The organism is Methanosarcina sp. 1.H.A.2.2, assembly GCF_000979975.1.
Lineage (GTDB): Archaea > Halobacteriota > Methanosarcinia > Methanosarcinales > Methanosarcinaceae > Methanosarcina.
On record NZ_JJQL01000068.1, the window covers coordinates 1 to 20,646 of the forward strand.

21 protein-coding genes are annotated in these 20,646 nt (G+C 41.3%); 9 read left to right on the forward strand and 12 right to left on the reverse strand.

The genetic code is table 11. The annotated features are described in order from the left end of the window. Positions 1-601: 601 nt before the first annotated feature. The 3 genes from EO93_RS10300 to EO93_RS10310 all read left to right on the forward strand — a co-directional run bounded on the left by EO93_RS10300 (position 602) and on the right by EO93_RS10310 (position 3,338). Complete coding sequence (locus EO93_RS10300) at positions 602-1,033, forward strand: serine O-acetyltransferase (protein WP_235283004.1); 432 nt, start codon at positions 602-604, stop codon at positions 1,031-1,033. 391 nt (positions 1,034-1,424) lie between these two features. Then, positions 1,425-1,934 carry a nitroreductase family protein gene (locus EO93_RS10305; protein WP_048162468.1) on the forward strand — a complete coding sequence of 170 codons (510 nt, stop codon included), beginning with the start codon at positions 1,425-1,427 and terminating at the stop codon, positions 1,932-1,934. Between the two features lie 336 nt (positions 1,935-2,270). Continuing rightward, entirely contained in the window at positions 2,271-3,338 is a 1,068-nt protein-coding gene (locus tag EO93_RS10310) for a hypothetical protein (RefSeq protein ID WP_048162469.1), read from the forward strand. A gap of 169 nt (positions 3,339-3,507) precedes the next feature. Here the strand turns inward: EO93_RS10310 and EO93_RS17765 are convergent, their stop codons facing one another. The 5 genes from EO93_RS17765 to EO93_RS10330 form a co-directional block, all read right to left on the reverse strand. Beyond that, positions 3,508-3,645: a hypothetical protein gene (locus EO93_RS17765; protein WP_162198700.1), complete on the reverse strand. Its 138-nt coding sequence runs from the start codon at positions 3,643-3,645 to the stop codon at positions 3,508-3,510. Positions 3,646-3,795: 150 nt separating this feature from the next. Then, the gene (locus tag EO93_RS10315; protein ID WP_235284204.1) at positions 3,796-4,896 is read right to left on the reverse strand and encodes a type I restriction endonuclease; all 1,101 of its coding nucleotides are present in this window, start codon (positions 4,894-4,896) and stop codon (positions 3,796-3,798) included. Between the two features lie 448 nt (positions 4,897-5,344). After that, positions 5,345-6,202: a 4Fe-4S binding protein gene (locus EO93_RS10320; RefSeq protein WP_048162470.1), complete on the reverse strand. Its 858-nt coding sequence runs from the start codon at positions 6,200-6,202 to the stop codon at positions 5,345-5,347. A gap of 80 nt (positions 6,203-6,282) precedes the next feature. Next, a complete protein-coding gene (locus EO93_RS10325) occupies positions 6,283-6,621 on the reverse strand; it encodes a branched-chain amino acid transporter permease (RefSeq protein WP_048162471.1) in 339 nt (112 codons plus the stop codon). After that, positions 6,621-7,454: an AzlC family ABC transporter permease gene (locus EO93_RS10330; protein WP_082107625.1), complete on the reverse strand. Its 834-nt coding sequence runs from the start codon at positions 7,452-7,454 to the stop codon at positions 6,621-6,623. The genes EO93_RS10325 and EO93_RS10330 overlap by 1 nt, the downstream gene beginning before the upstream one ends. Positions 7,455-7,859: 405 nt before the next feature. Here EO93_RS10330 and EO93_RS10335 point away from each other — a divergent pair, with 405 nt between their 5' ends. Next, positions 7,860-8,705 carry a mechanosensitive ion channel family protein gene (locus tag EO93_RS10335; RefSeq protein ID WP_235284205.1) on the forward strand — a complete coding sequence of 282 codons (846 nt, stop codon included), beginning with the start codon at positions 7,860-7,862 and terminating at the stop codon, positions 8,703-8,705. 753 nt (positions 8,706-9,458) lie between these two features. Here EO93_RS10335 and EO93_RS10340 read toward each other — a convergent pair. Both EO93_RS10340 and EO93_RS10345 read right to left on the reverse strand, forming a co-directional pair. Then, on the reverse strand, positions 9,459-10,334 hold the full coding sequence (locus EO93_RS10340; RefSeq protein WP_048162474.1) for a mechanosensitive ion channel family protein: 876 nt from the start codon (positions 10,332-10,334) through the stop codon (positions 9,459-9,461). Next, positions 10,335-11,381, reverse strand: coding sequence for a hypothetical protein (locus EO93_RS10345; protein ID WP_048162475.1), 1,047 nt, complete (start codon positions 11,379-11,381; stop codon positions 10,335-10,337). It lies immediately after the preceding gene. Between the two features lie 281 nt (positions 11,382-11,662). Between EO93_RS10345 and EO93_RS10350 the strand changes: the two genes are divergently transcribed. Together EO93_RS10350 and rsgA are read left to right on the forward strand one after the other, a co-directional pair. Next, positions 11,663-12,160 (forward strand): Holliday junction resolvase-like protein, encoded by a 498-nt coding sequence (locus EO93_RS10350; RefSeq protein WP_235284206.1) that lies wholly within the window; start codon positions 11,663-11,665, stop codon positions 12,158-12,160. A gap of 81 nt (positions 12,161-12,241) precedes the next feature. After that, the gene (gene rsgA / locus EO93_RS10355) at positions 12,242-13,339 is read left to right on the forward strand and encodes a ribosome small subunit-dependent GTPase A (RefSeq protein WP_048162476.1); all 1,098 of its coding nucleotides are present in this window, start codon (positions 12,242-12,244) and stop codon (positions 13,337-13,339) included. A 280-nt stretch (positions 13,340-13,619) separates the two neighbouring features. Here the strand turns inward: rsgA and EO93_RS17480 are convergent, their stop codons facing one another. Then, complete coding sequence (locus EO93_RS17480; protein ID WP_156161291.1) at positions 13,620-13,775, reverse strand: hypothetical protein; 156 nt, start codon at positions 13,773-13,775, stop codon at positions 13,620-13,622. 183 nt (positions 13,776-13,958) lie between these two features. On the opposite strand from EO93_RS17480, the gene EO93_RS10360 reads away from it, so the two are divergent. Together EO93_RS10360 and EO93_RS10365 are read left to right on the forward strand one after the other, a co-directional pair. After that, a complete protein-coding gene (locus tag EO93_RS10360) occupies positions 13,959-14,486 on the forward strand; it encodes an NTPase (RefSeq protein WP_048162477.1) in 528 nt (175 codons plus the stop codon). Positions 14,487-14,614: 128 nt separating this feature from the next. Next, on the forward strand, positions 14,615-15,253 hold the full coding sequence (locus EO93_RS10365) for a hypothetical protein (RefSeq protein WP_048162478.1): 639 nt from the start codon (positions 14,615-14,617) through the stop codon (positions 15,251-15,253). A 39-nt stretch (positions 15,254-15,292) separates the two neighbouring features. Here the strand turns inward: EO93_RS10365 and EO93_RS17485 are convergent, their stop codons facing one another. From EO93_RS17485 to EO93_RS10380, 4 genes are all read right to left on the reverse strand, one after another. Continuing rightward, the gene (locus EO93_RS17485; protein WP_156161292.1) at positions 15,293-15,454 is read right to left on the reverse strand and encodes a hypothetical protein; all 162 of its coding nucleotides are present in this window, start codon (positions 15,452-15,454) and stop codon (positions 15,293-15,295) included. Positions 15,455-15,586: 132 nt separating this feature from the next. Continuing rightward, on the reverse strand, positions 15,587-16,354 hold the full coding sequence (locus EO93_RS10370) for a GTPase (protein ID WP_048162479.1): 768 nt from the start codon (positions 16,352-16,354) through the stop codon (positions 15,587-15,589). Between the two features lie 248 nt (positions 16,355-16,602). After that, positions 16,603-18,891 (reverse strand): PAS domain S-box protein, encoded by a 2,289-nt coding sequence (locus EO93_RS10375; protein WP_235284207.1) that lies wholly within the window; start codon positions 18,889-18,891, stop codon positions 16,603-16,605. 708 nt (positions 18,892-19,599) lie between these two features. Then, positions 19,600-19,872: a DUF5661 family protein gene (locus EO93_RS10380; protein WP_048162481.1), complete on the reverse strand. Its 273-nt coding sequence runs from the start codon at positions 19,870-19,872 to the stop codon at positions 19,600-19,602. Between the two features lie 185 nt (positions 19,873-20,057). Between EO93_RS10380 and EO93_RS10385 the strand changes: the two genes are divergently transcribed. Further along, positions 20,058-20,531, forward strand: coding sequence for a nucleoside deaminase (locus EO93_RS10385; protein WP_048162482.1), 474 nt, complete (start codon positions 20,058-20,060; stop codon positions 20,529-20,531). Positions 20,532-20,646 lie beyond the last annotated feature (115 nt).

Below are 20,646 nucleotides of genomic sequence, written 5' to 3' on the forward strand. Positions count from 1 at the left end.
GTTATAAAAAGTTTTGCAGTATAACAATAGACAGTTGTTATTTATTACTGATGGTAATTATCGGACAGCCTGTTTAGGGTGGGGTGGCCGCACGCAATTTGATTTACGTGCCACTTATCTACATATACATGTTACTTATTAATGATAAGGAAAATTGATTCTGCTTAATTTATTTACATACCAGTTATCTAAATATATATTCATGGGTAATTAATATTTAGACAAATTAATCTAAAAATAGTTATATATAACCAAAATAATTTAGAAAATAAAATGTTGTGAGTATCACACATATATTCACATTTTTTTAATTTTTTTTACATATTAGTTTCCACAGCTAAACTGGAAAACCAGTAGCATAAGACCTCAAAACATATAAATAATCATATATAAAGAGGGAATATCTATTATCAAATCAAAGGCAGATTACGATTTATACATTGAAGCAGACAAATTAGCTTTAGGGAAAAATTACAACAGGCCTAAATTAATTGGTGATGATATATGGAAATTTCAGAGATTATTAAGAAAGGCTGAGTATTATAATAACTGTAAAAAATCTTTAATTCATAAACTATATTTCAAATATATACTTTTTAGATTGCATATAAAGAGTATCCATCTCGGCTATAGTATTCCAATAAATGTTTTTGGTCCTGGATTATGCATAGCCCATAGAGGAACTATCGTTGTAAATAAAGATGCCAGAGTTGGAGAGAATTGCAGAATACATGCCTGTACTAATATAGGATCTGGCAGAGGTAGCGTTCTTTTGGCGCCAAAAATAGGAGATGATGTATACATCGGCCCAGGTGCCAAAATCTTTGGAAACATTGAAATTGCTGATAATATTGCAATTGGGGCAAATTCTGTAGTAAATAAATCATTTTATGAAAAAGGGATTTCAATCGCAGGAGTTCCTGCTAAAAAAATAAATAATAAAGGATCCGAGGGAATGGTAATTTCAGCTACAGAAATTCTTTCAGTCCCTAATCCACAGGAAGCTGTAGATCGCATCACTGTAATTGAGTAAGTAAAGTGATAACTATTCAAACTGAGAAAAGCAGCCTCAATAAATTTGCCATAGCCATCTTTCTTAAGATTCGATTGGCAAATTCCTCTAATTTTATTTTTTAAAATTAATGGTTATTGATTGTGTTTTTTTAGAGTTAGATGAATTAGCAGTTACATATCTTTTAGAACCAAATTACGGGCCATCTTACGGATCATCTTCTTCTTTTGAACTTTCGGATTCTTTTCTGAGCCACGTATTTTTTCTTTTTCTGATTCTTTTTCTGATTCTTTTTCTGATTCTTTTTTTGATTCTGTGATTTAGATCTTTTTAACTGCTCTACAATTTATTCAGATCTGAACAATACTTTTATCCATTATAATAATACATTAATAAATGGGGGATAATATTTATGGAAACAATGGACGCGATTTTCACCAGAAGAAGCATCCGGAAATACCTGCCAGAGCCGGTCAGCAGGGATATAATTGAGAACATTTTGAAAGCCGGCATGAGTGCACCGTCAGCAGGGGATGAACAACCCTGGCATTTCATTATAATTGACAGGCGTGATCTGCTTGAAAAAATCTCGGAAATGCACCCTTATGCAAAGATGTTAAAGGACGCTCCGGCTGCATTACTGATCTGCGCAGACCAGAATGTTCCGAAATTCAAGGATTTCTGGGTTCAGGACTGTTCGGCTGCAAGCGAAAACATGTTACTGGCTGCCCATGACCTGGGGCTAGGAGCGGTCTGGATAGGGGTTTACCCGGCTGAAAAACTTGTCACCGGAATCCGGGAATTGCTTAACATTCCTGAGCATATAACCCCGTTTTCGGCAATCGCAATTGGCTATCCGGCAGAAGAAAAACCCGGAAGGTCCAGGTACGAAGCCTCAAGAATTCATGACAATTCCTGGTAAAGCCTCCCTGAATACAGGTTAGGGAAAAGATTGGAGAACTGATTGGAGGCTTTTTCTTCCTATTTTTTATCTTTAAGTGCCTTTTAATTTTCTAAGGGATTTCCATACATATTCATCGTATTAAGTGGAAATATACCAGCAAGTGGGAATCTAATAACAAGTGGAAATATACCAGCAAGTGGGAATATAATAACAAGTGGAAATATACCAGCAAGTGGGAATATAATAACAAGTGGGAATATACCAGCCAGAATATCCTGGTATTCGTCCGGAGCAGTTAACCGGAAAGACTCAATTTAACCGGAAAGACTCAATGATACCAAAGAAGGTGATTCTATGGAAAAGAAGCTGGCATCACTACTTATTTTATTTATGATACTTTTTGCTGCACTGCCTTTTTCGGCAGGAGCCGTTGATGAAGAGAGCTTACTTAAATATACGAGTTCAGGAAACGTTTTCGGTGGAGGAGATGACCTTCAGATCGATCAGGATATCCCGGGAGATCTGGTGCTTGGAGGGTCCAGGCTTGAGATTAACGGAAACGTTATAGATGATTTCATCGGCGCCGGCGGAGAACTAATTGTTAACGGGGATGTTTCAGGAAACATCATAGCAGCCGGAGGCTCGATTCGGGTAAATGGGAATGTTGGCGGAGACCTGGTAGTAGCCGGAGGTCAGATTTTTCTCTCGAAGGACAGCACAGTTGAAGGTGATATCCTGCTGGCTGGAGGAAATGTAATCCTTAACGGGATCGTCAATGGAGACGGGTCAGTCTCTGCCGGGACCCTCCAGACAGGAGAGGACTTTGAGCTTAAAGGGAACCTTGAACTTGAAGCCGAAAATTACCCTTCTGACCTTGAAGATAAGGTAGGGGGAAACCTGAGTATCACACCCGTAACCAGAGAACAAGACCAGTATGCAGGTGAAGTTGAAGGTTTCAGCATCTTTTTCTTCATTATAGGTCTGCTGGCATCTCTTGCCCTGGGCTTTATCCTTATCTATACCTTCCCGGGTTTTGTAACCGGACTTGCGGAAATTGTAAGGGGCTCAGCGTTGAAAGCCGGACTTCTGGGCTTTTTGCTCCTGGTCTTCATTCCGGTCCTCTCCTTTATCCTGCTAATTACAATTTTCGGGTGGAGTCTTTCAATCTTGCTGATGCTGCTCCTGACCCTCGCAACCCTTATTGCTACAGTACCGGTCAAACTGCTTGCAGGTGAAATGATTTACGAGAAGCTATTCAAAAAAGAAGCCGGGAAAATGATATATTACCTCACCGGAGCGGTTGTATTTGCAATAGTTTATGAAATTCCCTACCTTGGCGGGCTAATACAGTTTATTGCGCTGCTGGTAGGGCTGGGGGTACTCGGAATCTGGATTGCAGGGAAGGCAAAGCCGGAAAGTTAAGCGGCTGACCGATCTCAATTTGCTTATCAGCCATCCGGTCTTTAAGAGCGAGTTTTCCGGGAGCTTAAGGAAGTTCAGGGAAGGACTTCGTCCCTGTATTTTTCAACATGCTGAAATAAATGGATATGTATACCAAGAACTTTTTAAAAATTAATTCAGCATAAATACCTTAGTAGAACCTATGGTGGTACACCACATCAAGCCACTCTTTTTCTGGGTGGTTAATTATCCTAATGCCCAATGTGAGGCTTTCGACCTTCCACCGCCTTTCGGATTTTAACCTTGCGTAAGCCCTATTCTTCTCCAACCGAGCTTACCCCTTTTGTGTATGGTATCTATTCTGGATAGAGGCTCTGGCAGGCTTCGGAGAATCCAGAAAAAAAGAGAATTGTTATTTGTTTTGGAAATCAAAGGAATTAAAGAGCTTTATTAAAAAAAGGACATTTTTAAAGAATATTCAAATCACACCTTCTGGTTTTTGCTTTCCGTTTCCATACTCGCTAACTGCAATTTTAGATTTTTCTGTGCTATCATAGCTACGAACTGCGCTTTTCAATTTATCCGCATAGCTATAGATATCATTCAAGCTTTGTATAGAAACTTTTTCTTCGTTTTTACCTTCGGCGAATAGTCCCAGATATTTCTGTTTGGTATTGAAGTACATGCGGCAGATTGGTTTCCTGTTGTTGTTATCCAATAGAATACCACAGTAAGATTTTTTGTCTCTTATAACAACTCTTATAAGGTCGATATTTTCTCGAAGAATTGATTTTACGATGTGGTATCCTTCTAGTTCCTCTTCAGTTGTTATTATTTCTTCAGAATTGTTATTACCGGCATCTGATGATGAGTTTTCGTTACCTTCATTTGTGTTTGAAGTAGAAGCGATTGTGTCTTCAGTCATGGCAAATTTTAATCTTTCATTGATCTTGTCATTTATGAATTGATTGAGGGCGTTTTTTGTAATTACGGTAAATTTTTCACGGACGCTTTGGGTAAATGGTCCATCATTCACTCTTTTAGCGAAAAATTTAACAAATTCTTCAGAAGGAATGTTTATTTCGTTAGCAAGAATGAGTTTTATTTCTTTAGTGTACTTTAACTCACACGCTACATTTGCCAAATCATCAATGTTGAAAGATTCTTTCTTAAATCGTTTTAATTCGTTTATCAAAGGCTCTTTAATGTCCAGTAAATTAATCTCCAAGAAAGATTTCTCATCCATTTTATTTGGGGCGTCAATATCTGTATAAAACCGATATATGACTCCATTTGTCAGGATTCCAATTTTTGCTGCACTAACACTAAAATACCTAAATAACTGAGATGCCTGTTCTTTATCCAAATCAGCGTCAATATTTTTGCACTCAATTAATATTATCGGTTTTTCATCTTTCATTATAGCATAATCGACCTTTTCACCTTTTTTTGTGCCATAATCAGTTGTAAATTCAGGAACAACTTCTGTAGGATCAAAAACATTGTATCCCAATATGTTTAAAAGAGGCATAACAAGAGCATTTTTTGTCGCCTCTTCAGTTTTTATACTTTCAGACAACTTTGGAATTTTAGTAGCTAATACTTTGATTTGGTCTATAAAATCCGTATTTAAACACCCCTTTATAAAAAAAAGTTTCTCAAATGTCTAAAAATGTTATAACATTCTTACAGATATACTTGCCGTTTTTGTTCTGAGATATTGGGCAGGACTGCGAAGCACTGACTCTTTCTGAGCATTTCGCAAGGAATACAGCCGAAAGCTTAGAAAAAAAGGACGTATAGGGAGATTTGTTAAAGGTATCTGAAAGAAGTTTCAGCAGAGAGTAAAAAAGAACGATTTAGGAGATTTAGATTACCAAGACTATGAAATATAACGATGATTTATTATAACTTATTAGAATTGCACGATGAATCGCCATCATGAAACACATAGCCGATTGTATTTAAGCATTATTCAATTTCCAGCCTGATTTCGGAGTGCAGTTATTTCACAAATAAAAGGGAAGTTAGGGAAGGACTTCTTCCCTGTATTTTTCAATTCCCAGCCTGTCAAGAAGTTCTCCAAATCTCTCCCCGTCAAGGCCTTCTCTCCTGTAATACTCAAATGTTTTTTCAAGAATTGAGAAAAGCTGCTCCTCGTCTGCAAGCTCAAGAAGCTTTGTCCCTTGCCTGGGCTGGCGTCCTGCTTTACCTCCAACAAAGATCGTGCATCCGGTTTTTTCTGCTCTCAGAGCATCTTTCCGGCAGGCTGCAATGCAGGCTCCGCAGAGGATGCACTTTTCTGTATCTATACGGGCTTTATCTTCCAGGACTTTTATTGCTCCCACCTTACACGCCTTTTCACAGCGCTTGCAGCCGGCACAATTTTCTTCGAGGATTTCAGGTTTTACCGTACCCATGACCCCAAAATCATTTTCCTGAGGCCTCATACAGGCTGAAGGACAACCTGTTACTGCAATCTTGAGCTTTTTAGGGACAGCTTCCCCGAAGTATTTTTCATCGATCCGGCATGCCAGGTTCTGGCAGTCGATCAACCCGTTTCTGCAGACCCGATCTCCCTGGCAGGCGATCACGGCTCTTACTCTCTTTCCGGCAGAGCCTCCTGAAATGCCCTGCTTTTCCAGCTCATAGCTTGCTTCTTCCGCAGCTTCGAGTTTGACAAAAGGAATCTCAATCTGCTGCCTTGAGGTTATGTGAATATAACCAGACCCATATTTCTCAGCTGCATCCGCAATTTCCCGCAGTTTTTCGGCGTCCAGATTCCCACTCACAACTTTCAGCCGCATTGAAAACATGTTTTCCTGCCTCTGGGGCAGAAAGCCTTTACTTTTGAGCGAAGCTAAATCAACTTTTTTTTCATTCATACAGGTCACTTCATCGTGTGTGGTCGCGGCCTACATATATAAAACTTGTGTAATAACGGAAAATATTCGATCTCCGCTTTTCAGATGAACGAAAAAACATTAAACTGAACGAGTACCATGTAAAGCCCTGTCCCTGCAAAGATGCTGAGCATAGCGTTTCGTTTCCAGAAGTGCAGCCCTGCAACAACCCCTATCGTAAACAGTTCAGGAATCCCGTATGGAGCTGCAAACCACTGCACATCTTTCAGGCAGTAAATGACCAGCAGCAGGAGAATCATCGGAGGCAGGTTTTTTTCAATAGTTGAAAGTATTGCCGGAGGCTCTCTTGAGCCAAAACACAGGAACGGAAGTGCCCTTGTAGCAAAGGTCGCAAGGGCTATTACTGCAATGGTTCCGAGCATTTGCAGGGTATCGGTCATCAGCTTTCCTCCCGTGAACCATCTTCAACCGGCGTTACTGCTGCATGAGCCTGTGCACGAGCCTGTGCACGAGCCTGTGTATGAGCCTGCCTGATTCCTTTATTTACACTCATATTTCCCTGCACCAACTTTTCCCTGCCCATCAGAACCAGAGTTCCCAGGATAATCGAGATCAGCAGCATGTTGTCAGGGCTGAAGAGTATAAGGGAGGTGGCTCCTGCGCCCACCGCGGCTACGAAGGGGAAGCGTACGCTGGAATTGAAATACTGCTCTATGGTCAGCACCACAAAAAGTGCAGTCAGCACAAAAGCCATACCCTCAAGGTTAAGTTCCAGCATGGAGCCAAGCACTGCTCCGAGTACCGACCCTGTGATCCAGTAGAGGTGATCAAGGGCTGCAATATAGAAGTAAAACCTTGCCTTTGACCCGCCTGGCGGGACTTCGGTTGTGGTTAGAAGGGCATAGGTCTCATCAGTTAACGCAAAGATAAGGTATGGCTTGACCTTCCCAACCCCGGAAAACTTTTCCAGCAGGGACAGCCCGTAAAAGGAGTGCCTGAGGTTCAGGAGCAGGGTAGCTATAACAAACTCAGTAAGCCCCGCCCCTGCAGCAAGTAAAGCTACTGCCAGAAACTGGCCTGATCCCGCATAAATAAAAAGGCTCATCAGGAAAGCATAAATCCAGTGATATCCGGCACCGTTAAGCAGGAATCCAAAAGCCATTCCGAGGGGTATGTATCCGAGAAATACAGGAACCGTGGTCTTGAGGGCACTCATGAAAAGGTTCATATTACCTTCCCTTATTTCGTGCCTTTTTACCTCCTTTTCAGTCATACTATCTCTTCTGTTACCCTTTTTCCGTAATTTTTCCTGAAGAATGAAAAACATAAATTGTATTTATTATATTTAAATGTAATGAAAAAAAATAATAATTATTGTCAGATTAAGGCAAAACTTGATGATTTATTGTTATTTGGAAGAGCCTTTCAAGCTCCCCTTCAAGGCTGGAACTGACCGATTTCGATCAAATTAAAGCTTGGTCTTCAACCGCAAAGACGGGTTTTTAATTGAATTGAATTGGTTCGTAAGGTCTGATCACATTGATATATAAATAACCTCATATTTTATTACATGGGGGTTCTCCAAAGACTGAATGTTTTTATCCTGCTGTTTTTGATACTTTTTATTGCATATATCCGGTATCTGACTGACTTTTATATCGTCGAGGATCGGTCTCTATTGGATGCTCTTCTTACCTCTTTAATTGTAGTTTTTCTAGCCTATATAATAAATTCCCTTACCGGAAATCTTATCCTGAGAAGAGTTTCAGCTTCCAAAGACAGATACACCCTGAGGAAAACGGTATCTATCCTCATCACAGTACTTGTTTTTGCCTCCCTTTTTGCAATCTGGGTTGAGAGGACCAGCACCCTGCTTATCGCTTATGGAATCCTGAGTGCCGGAGTTGCAATCGCCCTTCAGGACCTTCTGAGGAGCATAGCCGGAGGAATTCTCATAATCATATCTCATCCCTTTAAAGCAGGAGACCGAATTCAGGTAGGAGACAGTACAGGGGATGTGCTGGATATAGGGAGTTTCAGCACCACAGTTATGGAAATCAAGGAATGGGTGGACGCAGACCAGTACACTGGCAGGATTCTCCATATCCCAAACAGTTTTGTCCTCAACCAGACGATTAAAAACTATACGAAGGACTATTCCTTCATCTGGGATGAAATCCGGATTTTGCTGATTTACGGCAGTAACTGGAAAAAAGCCGAAGAAATTGTCCTCAAAACCGCGGGTCCGATCGTAGTAGAGTTCGAGGATCTGGCGCAGAAGGAGCTCCTTCTCATGGGAGAAAAATACTTTATTACAACCTATGATGTGCAGACAAAACTCTACACGAAGATGCAGGAAAACTGGATCGAAATGCGGTTGAGGTATGTAGTAGATCCCAGAAAAAGGAGAGCAATCAGCCACCTTCTGATCTCAAACATCCTTGAAACTCTGGAAAAAGAAGAGGATATTATGGTGGGAACCGCTACTAGTATCGATCTTATGAAGTCTCCGGATAAAGGATGATGTGTGAAACAGTACATGTATTCATATACAGTAGTGAGTTTCACTCCCCGAATTGCGACTCGCCCGAATTGCGACTCGGGATCACAGGAAATCAGAGATTTCCTGGGAGTTGCGATGTAATCGCAACAGTACGCTGTCCTTTTCGCTACGCTCAAGAGGACCAATTTAGAGGTTATAGTAGTGAGCTTCATTAGGTCAAGCGGGATGAATAACAAATATTCATGACCCTCACAACCTTATTCGCCTTACCGGGTCTTTCCTGTCACGCTCGACGCAGGAGAGCGGCCTTACAAAAAAGAAGAAAAAAGAAGAAGATATAAAAGTACAAGCAAAAAAGACTGAGGACCCCTTTAAGAAACTAACATATAAAAGTGACCAGGGAAACTGATAACTTTCTGCTTTTTTCTGCTTTTTTCTGCTTTTTTTGCAGGGCCGCCAGACAAGCTGGAGGAGGCATCCAATAATGGATGAGTTTAAAACCGGTTTCTGGGAATAAATGGAAGTATTATATCGGAAAGCAGGGGTGTTTTTTTAGTTATTTTTTGCCTGACAGAAGGCCGGTTACAGACCCTGGATAGGAGGAGAAAATACAGAAAAATATTATTTCCGACATCGGTTTAAAGAACTGCATAAAATCACGAACTCCCTTAAATAGAGAACTGCATAAAACAGAGAACTGCATAAATGGGGGTCAAAACTCGAAATTCCTCCGGGAATCCGTAGTAAATTAGGAACCTTTCCGAGCTCCTTTATTTAACTGGAATTTCTCCGGGTCGTAGCATTTGAGTCACTGTTTTCCTCTATTGGAGGAATGTTGAGGATATGGAGTTGTGGAGGCCTGATCCCATTCTTCTGGAATTCTACCCAGGTTCTTGTGTGTACATCGGATTCAAACTTGAATTCATCTCTTAGATCATTTACATATGCTTTAGCCCTTAACCTGGTATAAAACGGAAGAGCTTTGTGCAGCAGGGTAACAGGTCTTTTTTTTGAGATGTAAACATATTTAGAGCTTACAACTGCTTCCCGCAGGATCCTCATTGCAGGCTCTACATCTGACTCTCCTGCAATATACAGGTCTATTACAACCATCATTTCCGAAGCTCCATAATTTCCACTGGCAACACTTTCATTGAATATCAGGCTATTCGGAGCCGTGACAGTATTATCATCCGGGGTGACCAATTTCGTTGCCCTTAGCCCTATATCAGTGACTTCACCATAATAATTTCCAAGGGCGATTTTATCCCCTATCTGGTACGGTTTTTCAAATGTAATTACAATTCCTCCGACAAAGTCTGCAAAAAGGTCTTTAACTCCAAAACCGATGGCGGCACCCAGAAGCCCTGTAAGGAGGAACAGTTCCGGCCCGAAAATTATGAATATTTGCCTAAAAATATAATAAAACGCCACAATATAGATTACAAACTTTACCACAGGGATAATCAGTTTTACTTTTACCCTTCCACTTTGGTTCATTTTTTCCGAAAGCTTTGATAAAAGTATGGTAATAACCCTGCCGAACATATAGGCAATGGAAAGAATCAGGAACATATTTATGAGGGTTTGAGTATCTATAGACCTGATGGTTTCCAGAAATTGCTGCGCACTTGTGTCTCCATTTGCCATTTACCACACCAGCCTCAGTTTTTCCATATAAGCAACGACGCTGTGCAGGGCTTCAGGCCTGACACGGAAGGAACCGACTTCATCTTTAAAAATTAGTTCCTGATTTAGAAGCCGGAAGATAATTTCATCCGTCCTGAATGCAGAACCTATCATTTCGGCAATTTCGGTTTTTTCCAGAGCCTGGTATGAAAGGATCAGGCTTAAAACAAAGGCTTCTTCGTATTCAAGCTCTATATCAAATGAAAACTGCCCTACATCTTCAGGCTGTATCCGGGGATAATCAAGCCCAAGCTCCCAGATCTTCCATGCAATGCCGGGGTTGCCTTTTGATTCCTGGTAGATCTTTTCAAATACCCGGTCTTCAGCAGTTTGTGTTTCTTTCTTATTCAGGAGGCGGCTCTTAAGGTAAGGGGTGTTTATTTTCGGGACCGGGATGAGGATTTTCCTGCCCAGCGAGGAAAACTCAAGCGGATATTTTACTATGTATATGAGAGGCTCTTCTTCGGACTCTTTACCGTTATAAAATCTGATCTCCGCTTTTCCATACCTTTTGAAGATAAAGAGCCTGAGATTTTCTTTATCGAAGGCAGGGATGAAGATCTGTACTGGAAAATACCTCTCGAGCCCGAAGGCTTCGTTTAAGTATCTCCAGGAAAAAAGGTTCCAGGTAGTGATGAATAGCCTTTCCTGAGAGCTTATCATGTCCAGAAACTCATAAAATATGTCAAAACCGCCGGGTTTTCTCATGTACAGATAGTGACAGTTGTCAAAGAGCGCTATTCTTTTAGCGTCATCCGGAAGGGAAATCTCCTTTCTGTCCCGGACAATTTCGGAAAAAGTGATTCCTGTAGCCCTGCTTAAATTTATCTTCTCTATTTCACCAAGCAGAGTAGTCTTTCCTGCAAGAGTCCCGGCTACTATGGCTATATTCAGTTTTTTCCCTATCTCATAATCAGCAATTGACGCCTGTATTTCTCCGATTTCATCCCGCAGTCCGAGAACCTCGACGAAACCGTTTTCTTCAGAGCCGCTGTGCTGAGTCCCCACTGTACCCCCTATTTTATATTCCCTGTATTGTACTTAATAGATACTGCTGATATTTTTTCCAGAATTAAGTTATTTTCAGGAACAGGACTCTTTAAGGTAGTCGCAGGACTTTTTAAGGTAGTCACAGGAATCTTTAAGGTATTAATTTAGTGGAAACGAAATTCGGCTGGAACTTTTAAATATTTATAGCCATTTATAGAGTCTGAAATTTATTCTTCGGGATTTATTTCTAACTTAATTTACTCTATTGAAAACCCCACACCCTTTCCGGAGAAATAACTGTGGATGACTGGATGATTTCAACCCTTATCCTTTTTCTTGTCCTGCTTATAGTTTACCTGCTCGTTAAATACATCAAATTGAAAGGCAGGATTGAATCCCGTGCAAGAGACCTGTATGAAGCCTGGCAGACCCGGGAGATGGAACGCCAGGTCTCCGAAAAAGCCGATACTCTCTTCAGGACCTGGAAGCTTGACGAGGAGAAAAAAATCCGCCAGGACGCCGTAAAGAAAAGCGAAGCCGTAATCCGCGGCAAGGTCACGGAACACCTGATCCCTTATTTCCCTGAATTCGAATACAACCCCAAGGACGCGAGATTCCTCGGAACTCCTGTGGACTTCATTATCTTTGACGGCCTTTCAGAAGGAGAAATGAATAAGGTGGTCTTTGTTGAGGTCAAATCCGGAAAAACCTGCGCCCTTTCTCCGAGAGAAAAGCTTGTCAGGGAGTGTATCAACAGAGGAAAGGTAAGCTACGAGATCATCCACAACAAAGAATAATTCCCTTTTGTCAACCTTTTTCCCGGGGTTGCTTTATAAAAATCAATAGTTTTATCAGTGTAAAATTGATAGTTCTATTCGATGAATGACCGACATGAAACGGAAAGTACGGGTCATAATTCCATGAATCGTGTTCCCGGCTGGAATGAAAAGCTTGAATCAGCATTTACTGCCTACAAAGGCCCATACATTGCCGGAAGAGTCGTATCCCGGCATAAAACGGTCTGTGAAATTCTGATTCCAGGTGCTGTCGTACAGGCAGGAATTTCCGGGGCACTCCTGCGAATTGGCAAACAACCGGTAGTAGGGGATTTTGTAGTTTTACTGGACCAGCCGGAACTGGGCTCACGCATAATTGTGAATATCCTCCCCAGAAGGACCTGCCTGTCAAGAGGGGCTCCGGGGGATGGGAGCGGGGAGCAGGTGCTTGCTGCAAATCTTGATACTATCTTTATTGTAACTTCAGTGGGAAAAGACCTTAACCTTCGAAGGCTTGAAAGGTATCTTACCGTTGTGTATTCCTCCGGGGCAAGCCCGGTAATTTTGCTGAACAAAATCGACCTTGCGGATGACCCTGTCCTGATAACAGAAAAAATACAGTCTATTGCAGGGGACGTTCCGGTTATTCCTTTAAGTGCCCTTTCAAAAGACGGGCTTGATGCACTCAGTCCTTATCTCAACCCCGGGGAAACAGTGGCACTTATAGGTTCCTCCGGCGTTGGAAAATCCACGCTTATCAACTCTTTTTTCGATGAAGCTATCCAGAAAACCGCGGATGTCCGGAAAGACGATGAGAAAGGGAGACACACTACAACAGTCCGCCAGCTGTTCCTGCTTCCCAACGGCGCAATTGTTATAGATAACCCGGGGATCAGGGAAATCCAGCTTGGAGACTCTTCTGAGGGCCTTGAAAAAGCTTTTTCCGAGATTGTCCTTGCAGCCCGCAACTGCCGGTTCAAAGACTGCACTCACCTTGATGAACCAGGCTGTGCTGTCCTGCAGGCAGTAAAGGACGGGCTTATTCCGGAGGAGCGGCTGGACAGCTATCACAGGTTAAACGACGAACTCATATTCCAGTCGAAAAAATCAGAAATCGGACTGAAACGGCTTGAAAAAGAAAAATACAGGGAAATTGCAGTGACCATAAAAAAATATCGAAAATTTACGGGCAAGCCGTAAGCTGAATGCTCTGCGTAAACTCAACCGGTACCCCCTGAATTGTCCTCCAGAACAATCTGAAACCCTGCCATATCTTCCGATTCTGAAGTTTCAGTAAAAGAGCCCGGAGATTGTCTACAGGATTGTTCAGTGGGTACCGTGACTCTCACCGGCCGCCGACAGTGGCCGGCTTTCTCAAGAATAATATTTGAGCTGAATACGAAAGGTTGCAGGTTGCAGGATTTGTTTTTCAGCTTAAACCTGGATAACTTTGTTTGTTAATCTTATTTTACTTTCGGATTTACTCCAGCTTTTCTCCCTCGACATAACACCCAAAATAAGTATTTTGCTCCACTTTTTTAAGGACACTGTTAATGCTTTCCAGTGTGGCTTCCATCTTATCCATTCTCTTCTCGATCTCCTGCAGTCTGGCAAGAATTTCCTGGTCCGTAGTCACAATATCAACCCCTTATAAATCTACGAAAGTTAGCATTTAGCATAATAGAAGTTTCCAGTGTATATTCCAGTATATTCTGCAATGTTCTTATAATCAACGGAAAACCTCACTGCTGTCTGATTTAAATAAAATCAAGGTATATTTTTACCGGGGAATGGAAATAGAAATGGGGAGAAAAAGACAATGTTGAGAATTGCAGTAACCGGCAGGCCCGGAATTGGGAAATCAACAGTTGTTGCAAAAACCGCTGAAAAACTTGCCGATCAACCGGGCTTCAAAATAGGCGGCATCCAGACAACCGAAATCAGGAAAGAAGGGCAGAGAGAAGGTTTTTCAATTCGAAACTTTGCAACCGGGGAAACCGGCATTCTGAGCAGCATCAAAGGCAGCGGCCCGAGAGTTGGGAAATATCACATCAACCTCGAAGACCTTGAAAAGATCGGAGCAAATGCTCTCAGGAATGCCCTTGACTGTAACCTGATAGTTATCGATGAAGTCGGGCCTATGGAGCTCAAATCCGGGACTTTCATTTTGGCAGTTGAAGCAGTCCTGGAATCCGACAAACCGGTTCTGGCAGTGCTGCACAGGTCAAGCAGTCACCTGCTGGCTCAGAGGATAAGGAAAGAATTCGAGGTTTTGACGGTTGATGAGGGGAACCGGGATGAGCTGCCTGAAAAAATTTCAAATCGTTTCCTCAAGGAACTGAGATGAAACTGATCCTTCATACCCCCACCTGCTGCTATTTATCCCTGCCTGAACTAAACTCTTGCGATATTTTTTAAAACCGGGAAGGTATTATACATAACATATTCTTTTTTATCTGTTATGGTGGCCGGGAAATGAAAAACAACAAAGAAAACGGAATCAAATCCAATAACGAAAACAAAATTAAATGGGACATTGACACTTCAATATTAAACAACAAGTTTATTTTAAAGGAGCTCTTCAAAGTTTTAGGAATTGCTGTTCTGGTCACAGCCACCATTGTATTTTTGATAATCCTTCCATCAATTCTCGATAATCAGTTTTATTCTGACGGCGCGAACCTTTCAGGGTTCAAATATGCCCTGATGCTGATTGGCCTGCTGTTCTTATTGACCAGCCTTTTCATCTTTGCTTACTATGGGAACAAATACGAACTCACATACGTAATGGATGAAAACGGCGTTGAGACCCTGACCCGGGCCGGGCAGAAAAAGAAAAACAGTAAGGTAAACTTTTTACTCATTATCCTTGGGCTTCTTCTCCGGAACCCGACAGCAGCAGGTACGGGCTTCCTGGCAAATGCCGGACAGGTTCAGGTTATGAAGTGGAAAAACGTAAAAAAAGTAACTTTTTACCCCCGCAGCAATACGATTGTGTTGTCAGGCGGATACGGTATCAAAAGTATCGTTTTCTGTACAGGAGATAATTACGGGCCGGTCTCGTCCAGGATCAGCTCGCACTGTAGAGCCCCCTGTCTGGTCAAAGAAAAATAAGTTGCCTGAATAAATCGACCCTGCCTGCCGTATCCTACTTTACTTATGGGAGAGCAGGGCTAGCAGGATCAAGAATATTACTATAAAAAGTTTTGAGGTAACCAGAATTAGTTTGTTCCTCAATATCCTTTCTTTTTCCGATTTTTCGTCTTTTTCCGGGTTTTCATCTTTTTCGAGGTTTTGCTCCAGACTTTCGGCCATCCTTTTCGTTCCTTATCTTTTTTATGTTAATTTATTTTTAAAGCTTGAATAATTTTTCCTTTTTCTTCGGGAAAACCGTAACCCGGATCCGGGCTAAATATTGTTCCGGGCTCAGGAGCGTCATCAATATTTTCAGATCAGGAGCTGCCCGGTTTGCCAGTCATTGATTATTCTGGCAGCTGTCCTCATTTCATCCACCTCGCCTTTCTTTTGCAGGAAATTGCACTGCTTGCCTATCAGTTCAAGTACGGAAGAACCGTTCTGGGCTTCGATTGTGATATTGTAACAGGACTCAAGGGCAGTTTTGTTTTCGGCAAGCATTTTTTCTATTATCTTAAGGGCAACGCCGAGTGGATCCCGCAGGTGAGTTACATCCTTTATCCCTAGCAGGCCCTGTACATATTCATCGTTTTCATCGAAGGGGATGACTCCCGGGGTATCAATAAACATGATACGTGAACCTGCACCCACATGCTGCACTCCTTTTGTGTGGCCGGATATGGGGGAGGTGCTCGCCCTATGCCTGCCGGTAACGCCGTTAATTACGGAGGACTTGCCTACATTAGGATAACCGAGGGTGCCGACAAGGATATCACGCTCTTTTATATTGCAGGCGGATGCAAGTATCTGGTGCCTTAACATGGTTGTCCCAGACCTGTCCTTGCTGGATATAAAAACCGTAGGGGCAATTTTGGAGAGGCGGGATTTGGTTTTATCAAGTTTCTCTTTTGATACGAGGTCGCACTTATTGATGACTATTATGAAAGGTTTCTTTAAACGGATAATATCCTTTTCAACTTCACTGTTTCGGGTCTCTTCCGGAAACCGGGCGTCTATGACTTCAAGAAGGACATCAGCTTTTTTTATAACATCCCTTACCAGGACTTTGTAGCTTGCCATCGGTTGTGCTATGAGGAATAAGGATATAAGGATATCTTCAAATTAAGGACATCTTCAATTAAGGATATATTCAAATGGGAAACTTTTGTTTCCATAACCTGTGACTTGAGGAGCAGAATAAATACAAAACATTAAAAAAGGGCAGTCAACAGTAACCGATACACTCGGCAAAATCCATGCAATGGTTTCTAAGATAATGATTTATCAGCTAATGGTTTCTAAGATAATGATTTCTCAGCTACAGAGTTTCAGCTATTGATTTTTTGGCTCTCTAATACCTTTGGAACGGGTTCAGCTGTCCTTTGCCGGGTTACCGGCAGTTCAAATCTAAAAGATGAACCTTCTCCGATTTTACTTTCCACATATATATTGCCGCCGTGCATTTCAACATACTTTTTAACGAGGGTGAGCCCCAGTCCAGTACCTTCGAAAGTGCGGCTTAGAGAAGAATCAATCTGGATAAATGGATTATAAATTTTGTCAAGGCTATCTCCCGAGATTCCGATTCCAGTATCTCTGACGGTAATAATTACAAGGTCGTTTTCCTGTTTTGAGATTACATCAATTGAACCGCCGGCAGGTGTGAACTTTATAGCATTACTTAATAAGTTGACCATGATCTGCTGGAACTTACCTTCATCGGCAGAGATCCATAATCTCCGATTTTCGGAATTATAATTTAATTTGATATTTGCCTCCTGAGCCTGCGGCATCGTCTTCGAGATAATTTTATTGATAGATTCATCAACAGAAAATTTTTCTATATTGAGCTCTTCATTTCCTGCTTCTGCTTTTGATAACTCGAGTATGTCGTTGATGATGTTGAGGAGGTTTTTTCCGCTTAAAGAAATGAACTGAACATACCGGAATTGCTTTTCGTTCAGGGGCCCTGCAATTTCTTCTTTTAGAAGGTCAGAAAACCCGATTACAGAGTTCAAAGGGGTCTTCAGTTCGTGACTCATGTTGGTTAAAAACTCGCTTTTTGTGCGGTTTGCTACTTCCGCAGCTGTTTTTGCATTTATTAGAGCCTCTTCTGCTTTTTTTCTAACGGTTATATCCCTTATAACCACGATATTTGCCGGCTGGTTCTGATATATTATTTTTGTACCAAGTCCTTCAATCCAGAAAGGCTCTCCCGTGGAAGAGATTGCTTTATAAACGCTGAGGTAGCCCCCCTGATCATTGAGGACATTTATCTGGTCTTTAATTGCAACAGGTACTGATTCGGAAGCGAGGTATTTTGCAATGCTTGTACCTGTTATCTTTTCGAGCTGCACATTAAACATCTTTCCAACAGCAGCGTTTGCAGCTACGACTTCCCCTTCAAAGTTAAGTATAATTATACCGTCAAGAGTATTGTTGACAAGAGCACGGAAGTTCTCTTCGCTTGATTTCAGGTCTCTTTCCGAGTTTTTACGCTCCGTAATGTCCCGGACATACACTATCAGCCTTTCTTCATCCCCCAGTTTGAATGTTCGGGTTGCAATTTCAGCCGTGAAGAAAGTACCGTCCTTTCTTTTGTTTATACTCTCGATTGTTTTATTCCCTGTGGTTTCTTTACTGATTAGTATATTTTTAAGGTTTCTGGAAAAGTTCTCAGGAAGAAGATCAGTTACATCCAGCTTCAGGATCTCCTCTTTATCATACCCGAAAATTTTGCAGGCTGCATCATTACAGTCAACAATTTTTCCACTATTTGATTCTATGAATACGCCGTCAATTGAGAGTTCCACAACCTGTTTGAATTTTTCTTCGGATGCCGCAAGTTCCCTTTCTGCCTTCTTGCTGGAAGTGATATCATAGATATTTATTAAAATAAGTTCCTTCTCTTTAACTTTGATTGTATTGACATACACTTCTACATGCTTTATTTCTCCACTGGGGAGTTTATGGCAGGAATAGAAATGGCCTTTCTTTTCGGAAAAAACCTGCTGGCTAATTTCTCTATTTCTTTCCAGAGAGAAGGAATCAATGTCAGTGATTTTTTTTGCGGTTATCTCTTCATAAGTGTACCCGTAGTAAGCGCATGCAGGATCGTTTGCATCGACAATACGATAACTGAGCGGGTTTACTAGAAGCGTGACAGCCGGGCTGTTGTTAAAAAGCTGTTTATATCTGTTCTCACTTTCCTGAAGAGCTTCATAATTCTTTTTTATTCTAATTAAAGACTTTATCCTTGTTTTAAGCTCAAATCTATCTATTGGCTTATGAATGAAATCGTCAGCTCCGCATTGAGTTGCTTTTATTTTGTTCGGCTTCTCAAAAAACCCGGAAATTATAATTATGGGTATGAACCTGGAGCCGGGATCACTTTTGAGTATGCTGCATATCTCATACCCGTCACTTTCAGGCAGCATCAGGTCTAATAAAATCAAATCCGGAAGTTCAGCTTTTACAAGTTCAATAGCTTCTTTTCCGGTATATGCAGGGATAGGAAGATATTCATCTTCGAGCTGTAAACATAGTAATTCTACCTGATCCCTTTCGTCATCAATTATGAGAACTTTTGGTTTATCGGAGGCGTCCAATTCTATCATCTTGAGTACCATTTTTCATGGTTTTTGCGACTAAATAAAAAATATTATATAGATCAACTATCTGTATGATTCCAACTTATATAATTTCTTTTCTCAAATAAAATGGAAAAGTTTCAGAGTATAACTTATTTTCCCAGGAAAAAATTTTCTAATTTTTGAGTATTCTTCAGTATAATCATAGAGTATTGCCGTGAAATTACTTTTAATAGTGTTGATCGGTCTCAGGATTGCATGAATGATTCGTCAGGAAACACTTTAAAAAAACGCAAACTACTGAACAAAAAATATAGTACATTTATACAGTTGGTTTTACACCATTTTTCTTTTCAGTTAAACTGGTTTGCAAGAGTATATATGAGCTCAGGCTTGATTGAGGCTTAAAGGCTTGATTGAAACTGAAATGGGTAAAAAGTGTTAGAGGTTAGAAGAGATTTAAGGTGAATTAAAAAATGGTCATCCCTGGCTACAAGGTTGATATTTGGCATCAGGTTTCCAGACTGCCTAATGCTTTTGTTTTTATCTACTGTACATAGGCGGGCTCAAGCAGGGCGCAGCGCGTGGAAAGAAGGTTAACAGGAGATACAATAAAAGGTCATTTCGGAATAATACCAACCAATTAACCAGGGAGCACAAAAGAAGGCGTAAGTAAAATTAAGACTAAAATTAAATGTAAAATGAAAAAAAATTATGTTTTTAAAAGCTCGGTGTTCAGTCTTTTTCCCAGAATTCCTCAGCTTCTTCTTCCATTTCTTCCAGCCTGTCATAATAGTCCGGAAACTCGTTAAGATGAGCCAGAGCAATCTTTCCTGTCATTATGGGGTCGTCGTTAGTAACGTTTGTTGCGGGGTCTATGGTTCCATGTTCCAGCTCTACGTCCATGCCTCTGCGGAACTGGTCGACATCGAACTTATCCCATTTAATTCCCAGTTGTTCCCCAACTGCCTTTGCTTCTTCAGCGGAAAAATTTGTGGTTGTCAACATTATCACTCCGAGTAATGGTTTGATATGTTTGTGTACTTAAGGGTTGTCCTGCAAAATGTCCGTTTTTATTTGTCCTTTTACAGGAAGGTTTTATCCTTTAGTGAAAAGGCATGTTCTGTCATTAAAGGGTATGTCCTATCCTTATATTTATCATCTATATGAAAATATAAAGGAGGGAGCGACACATGTCAGAAAAAAATCTTTTGTTTATGAGACGCACCATTGAACTTTCCCTCGAAAGTGTAATAAGAGGAGGAGGACCGTTTGGGGCCGTGATAACGAAAAATGGAAAAATAGTTTCTGAAAGCTGCAATCAGGTCACCGTACTTAACGATCCGACCGCCCATGCAGAGATCAGTGCCATCAGAGAGGCAGCCCGGAAACTGAATACCTTTGACCTCAGCGGCTGTGAGATCTACGCTTCCTGTGAGCCCTGCCCCATGTGCCTTGGAGCCATTTACTGGGCAAGGATAGATAGAGTTTTTTTTGCCAACACAAGGTCTGATGCTGAAAATATCGGCTTTGATGACTCCTTCATATACGAGGAAATTTCACGCCCCCTCAGGGAACGAAAAATAGAATTCCGACAACTCCTCAGGGAAGAGGCTCTTGAAGCTTTTGGGGCATGGGAAGAATCTGAGAATAAGGTGGAATACTGAACCCGAGAATAAGGTGAAATACTGAACCCAAGAATAAGGTGGAATACTGAACCCGAGAATAAGGTGAAATACTGAGCCGGCCTGAACACAACAACCGGACTCAACTTTTCTTTTT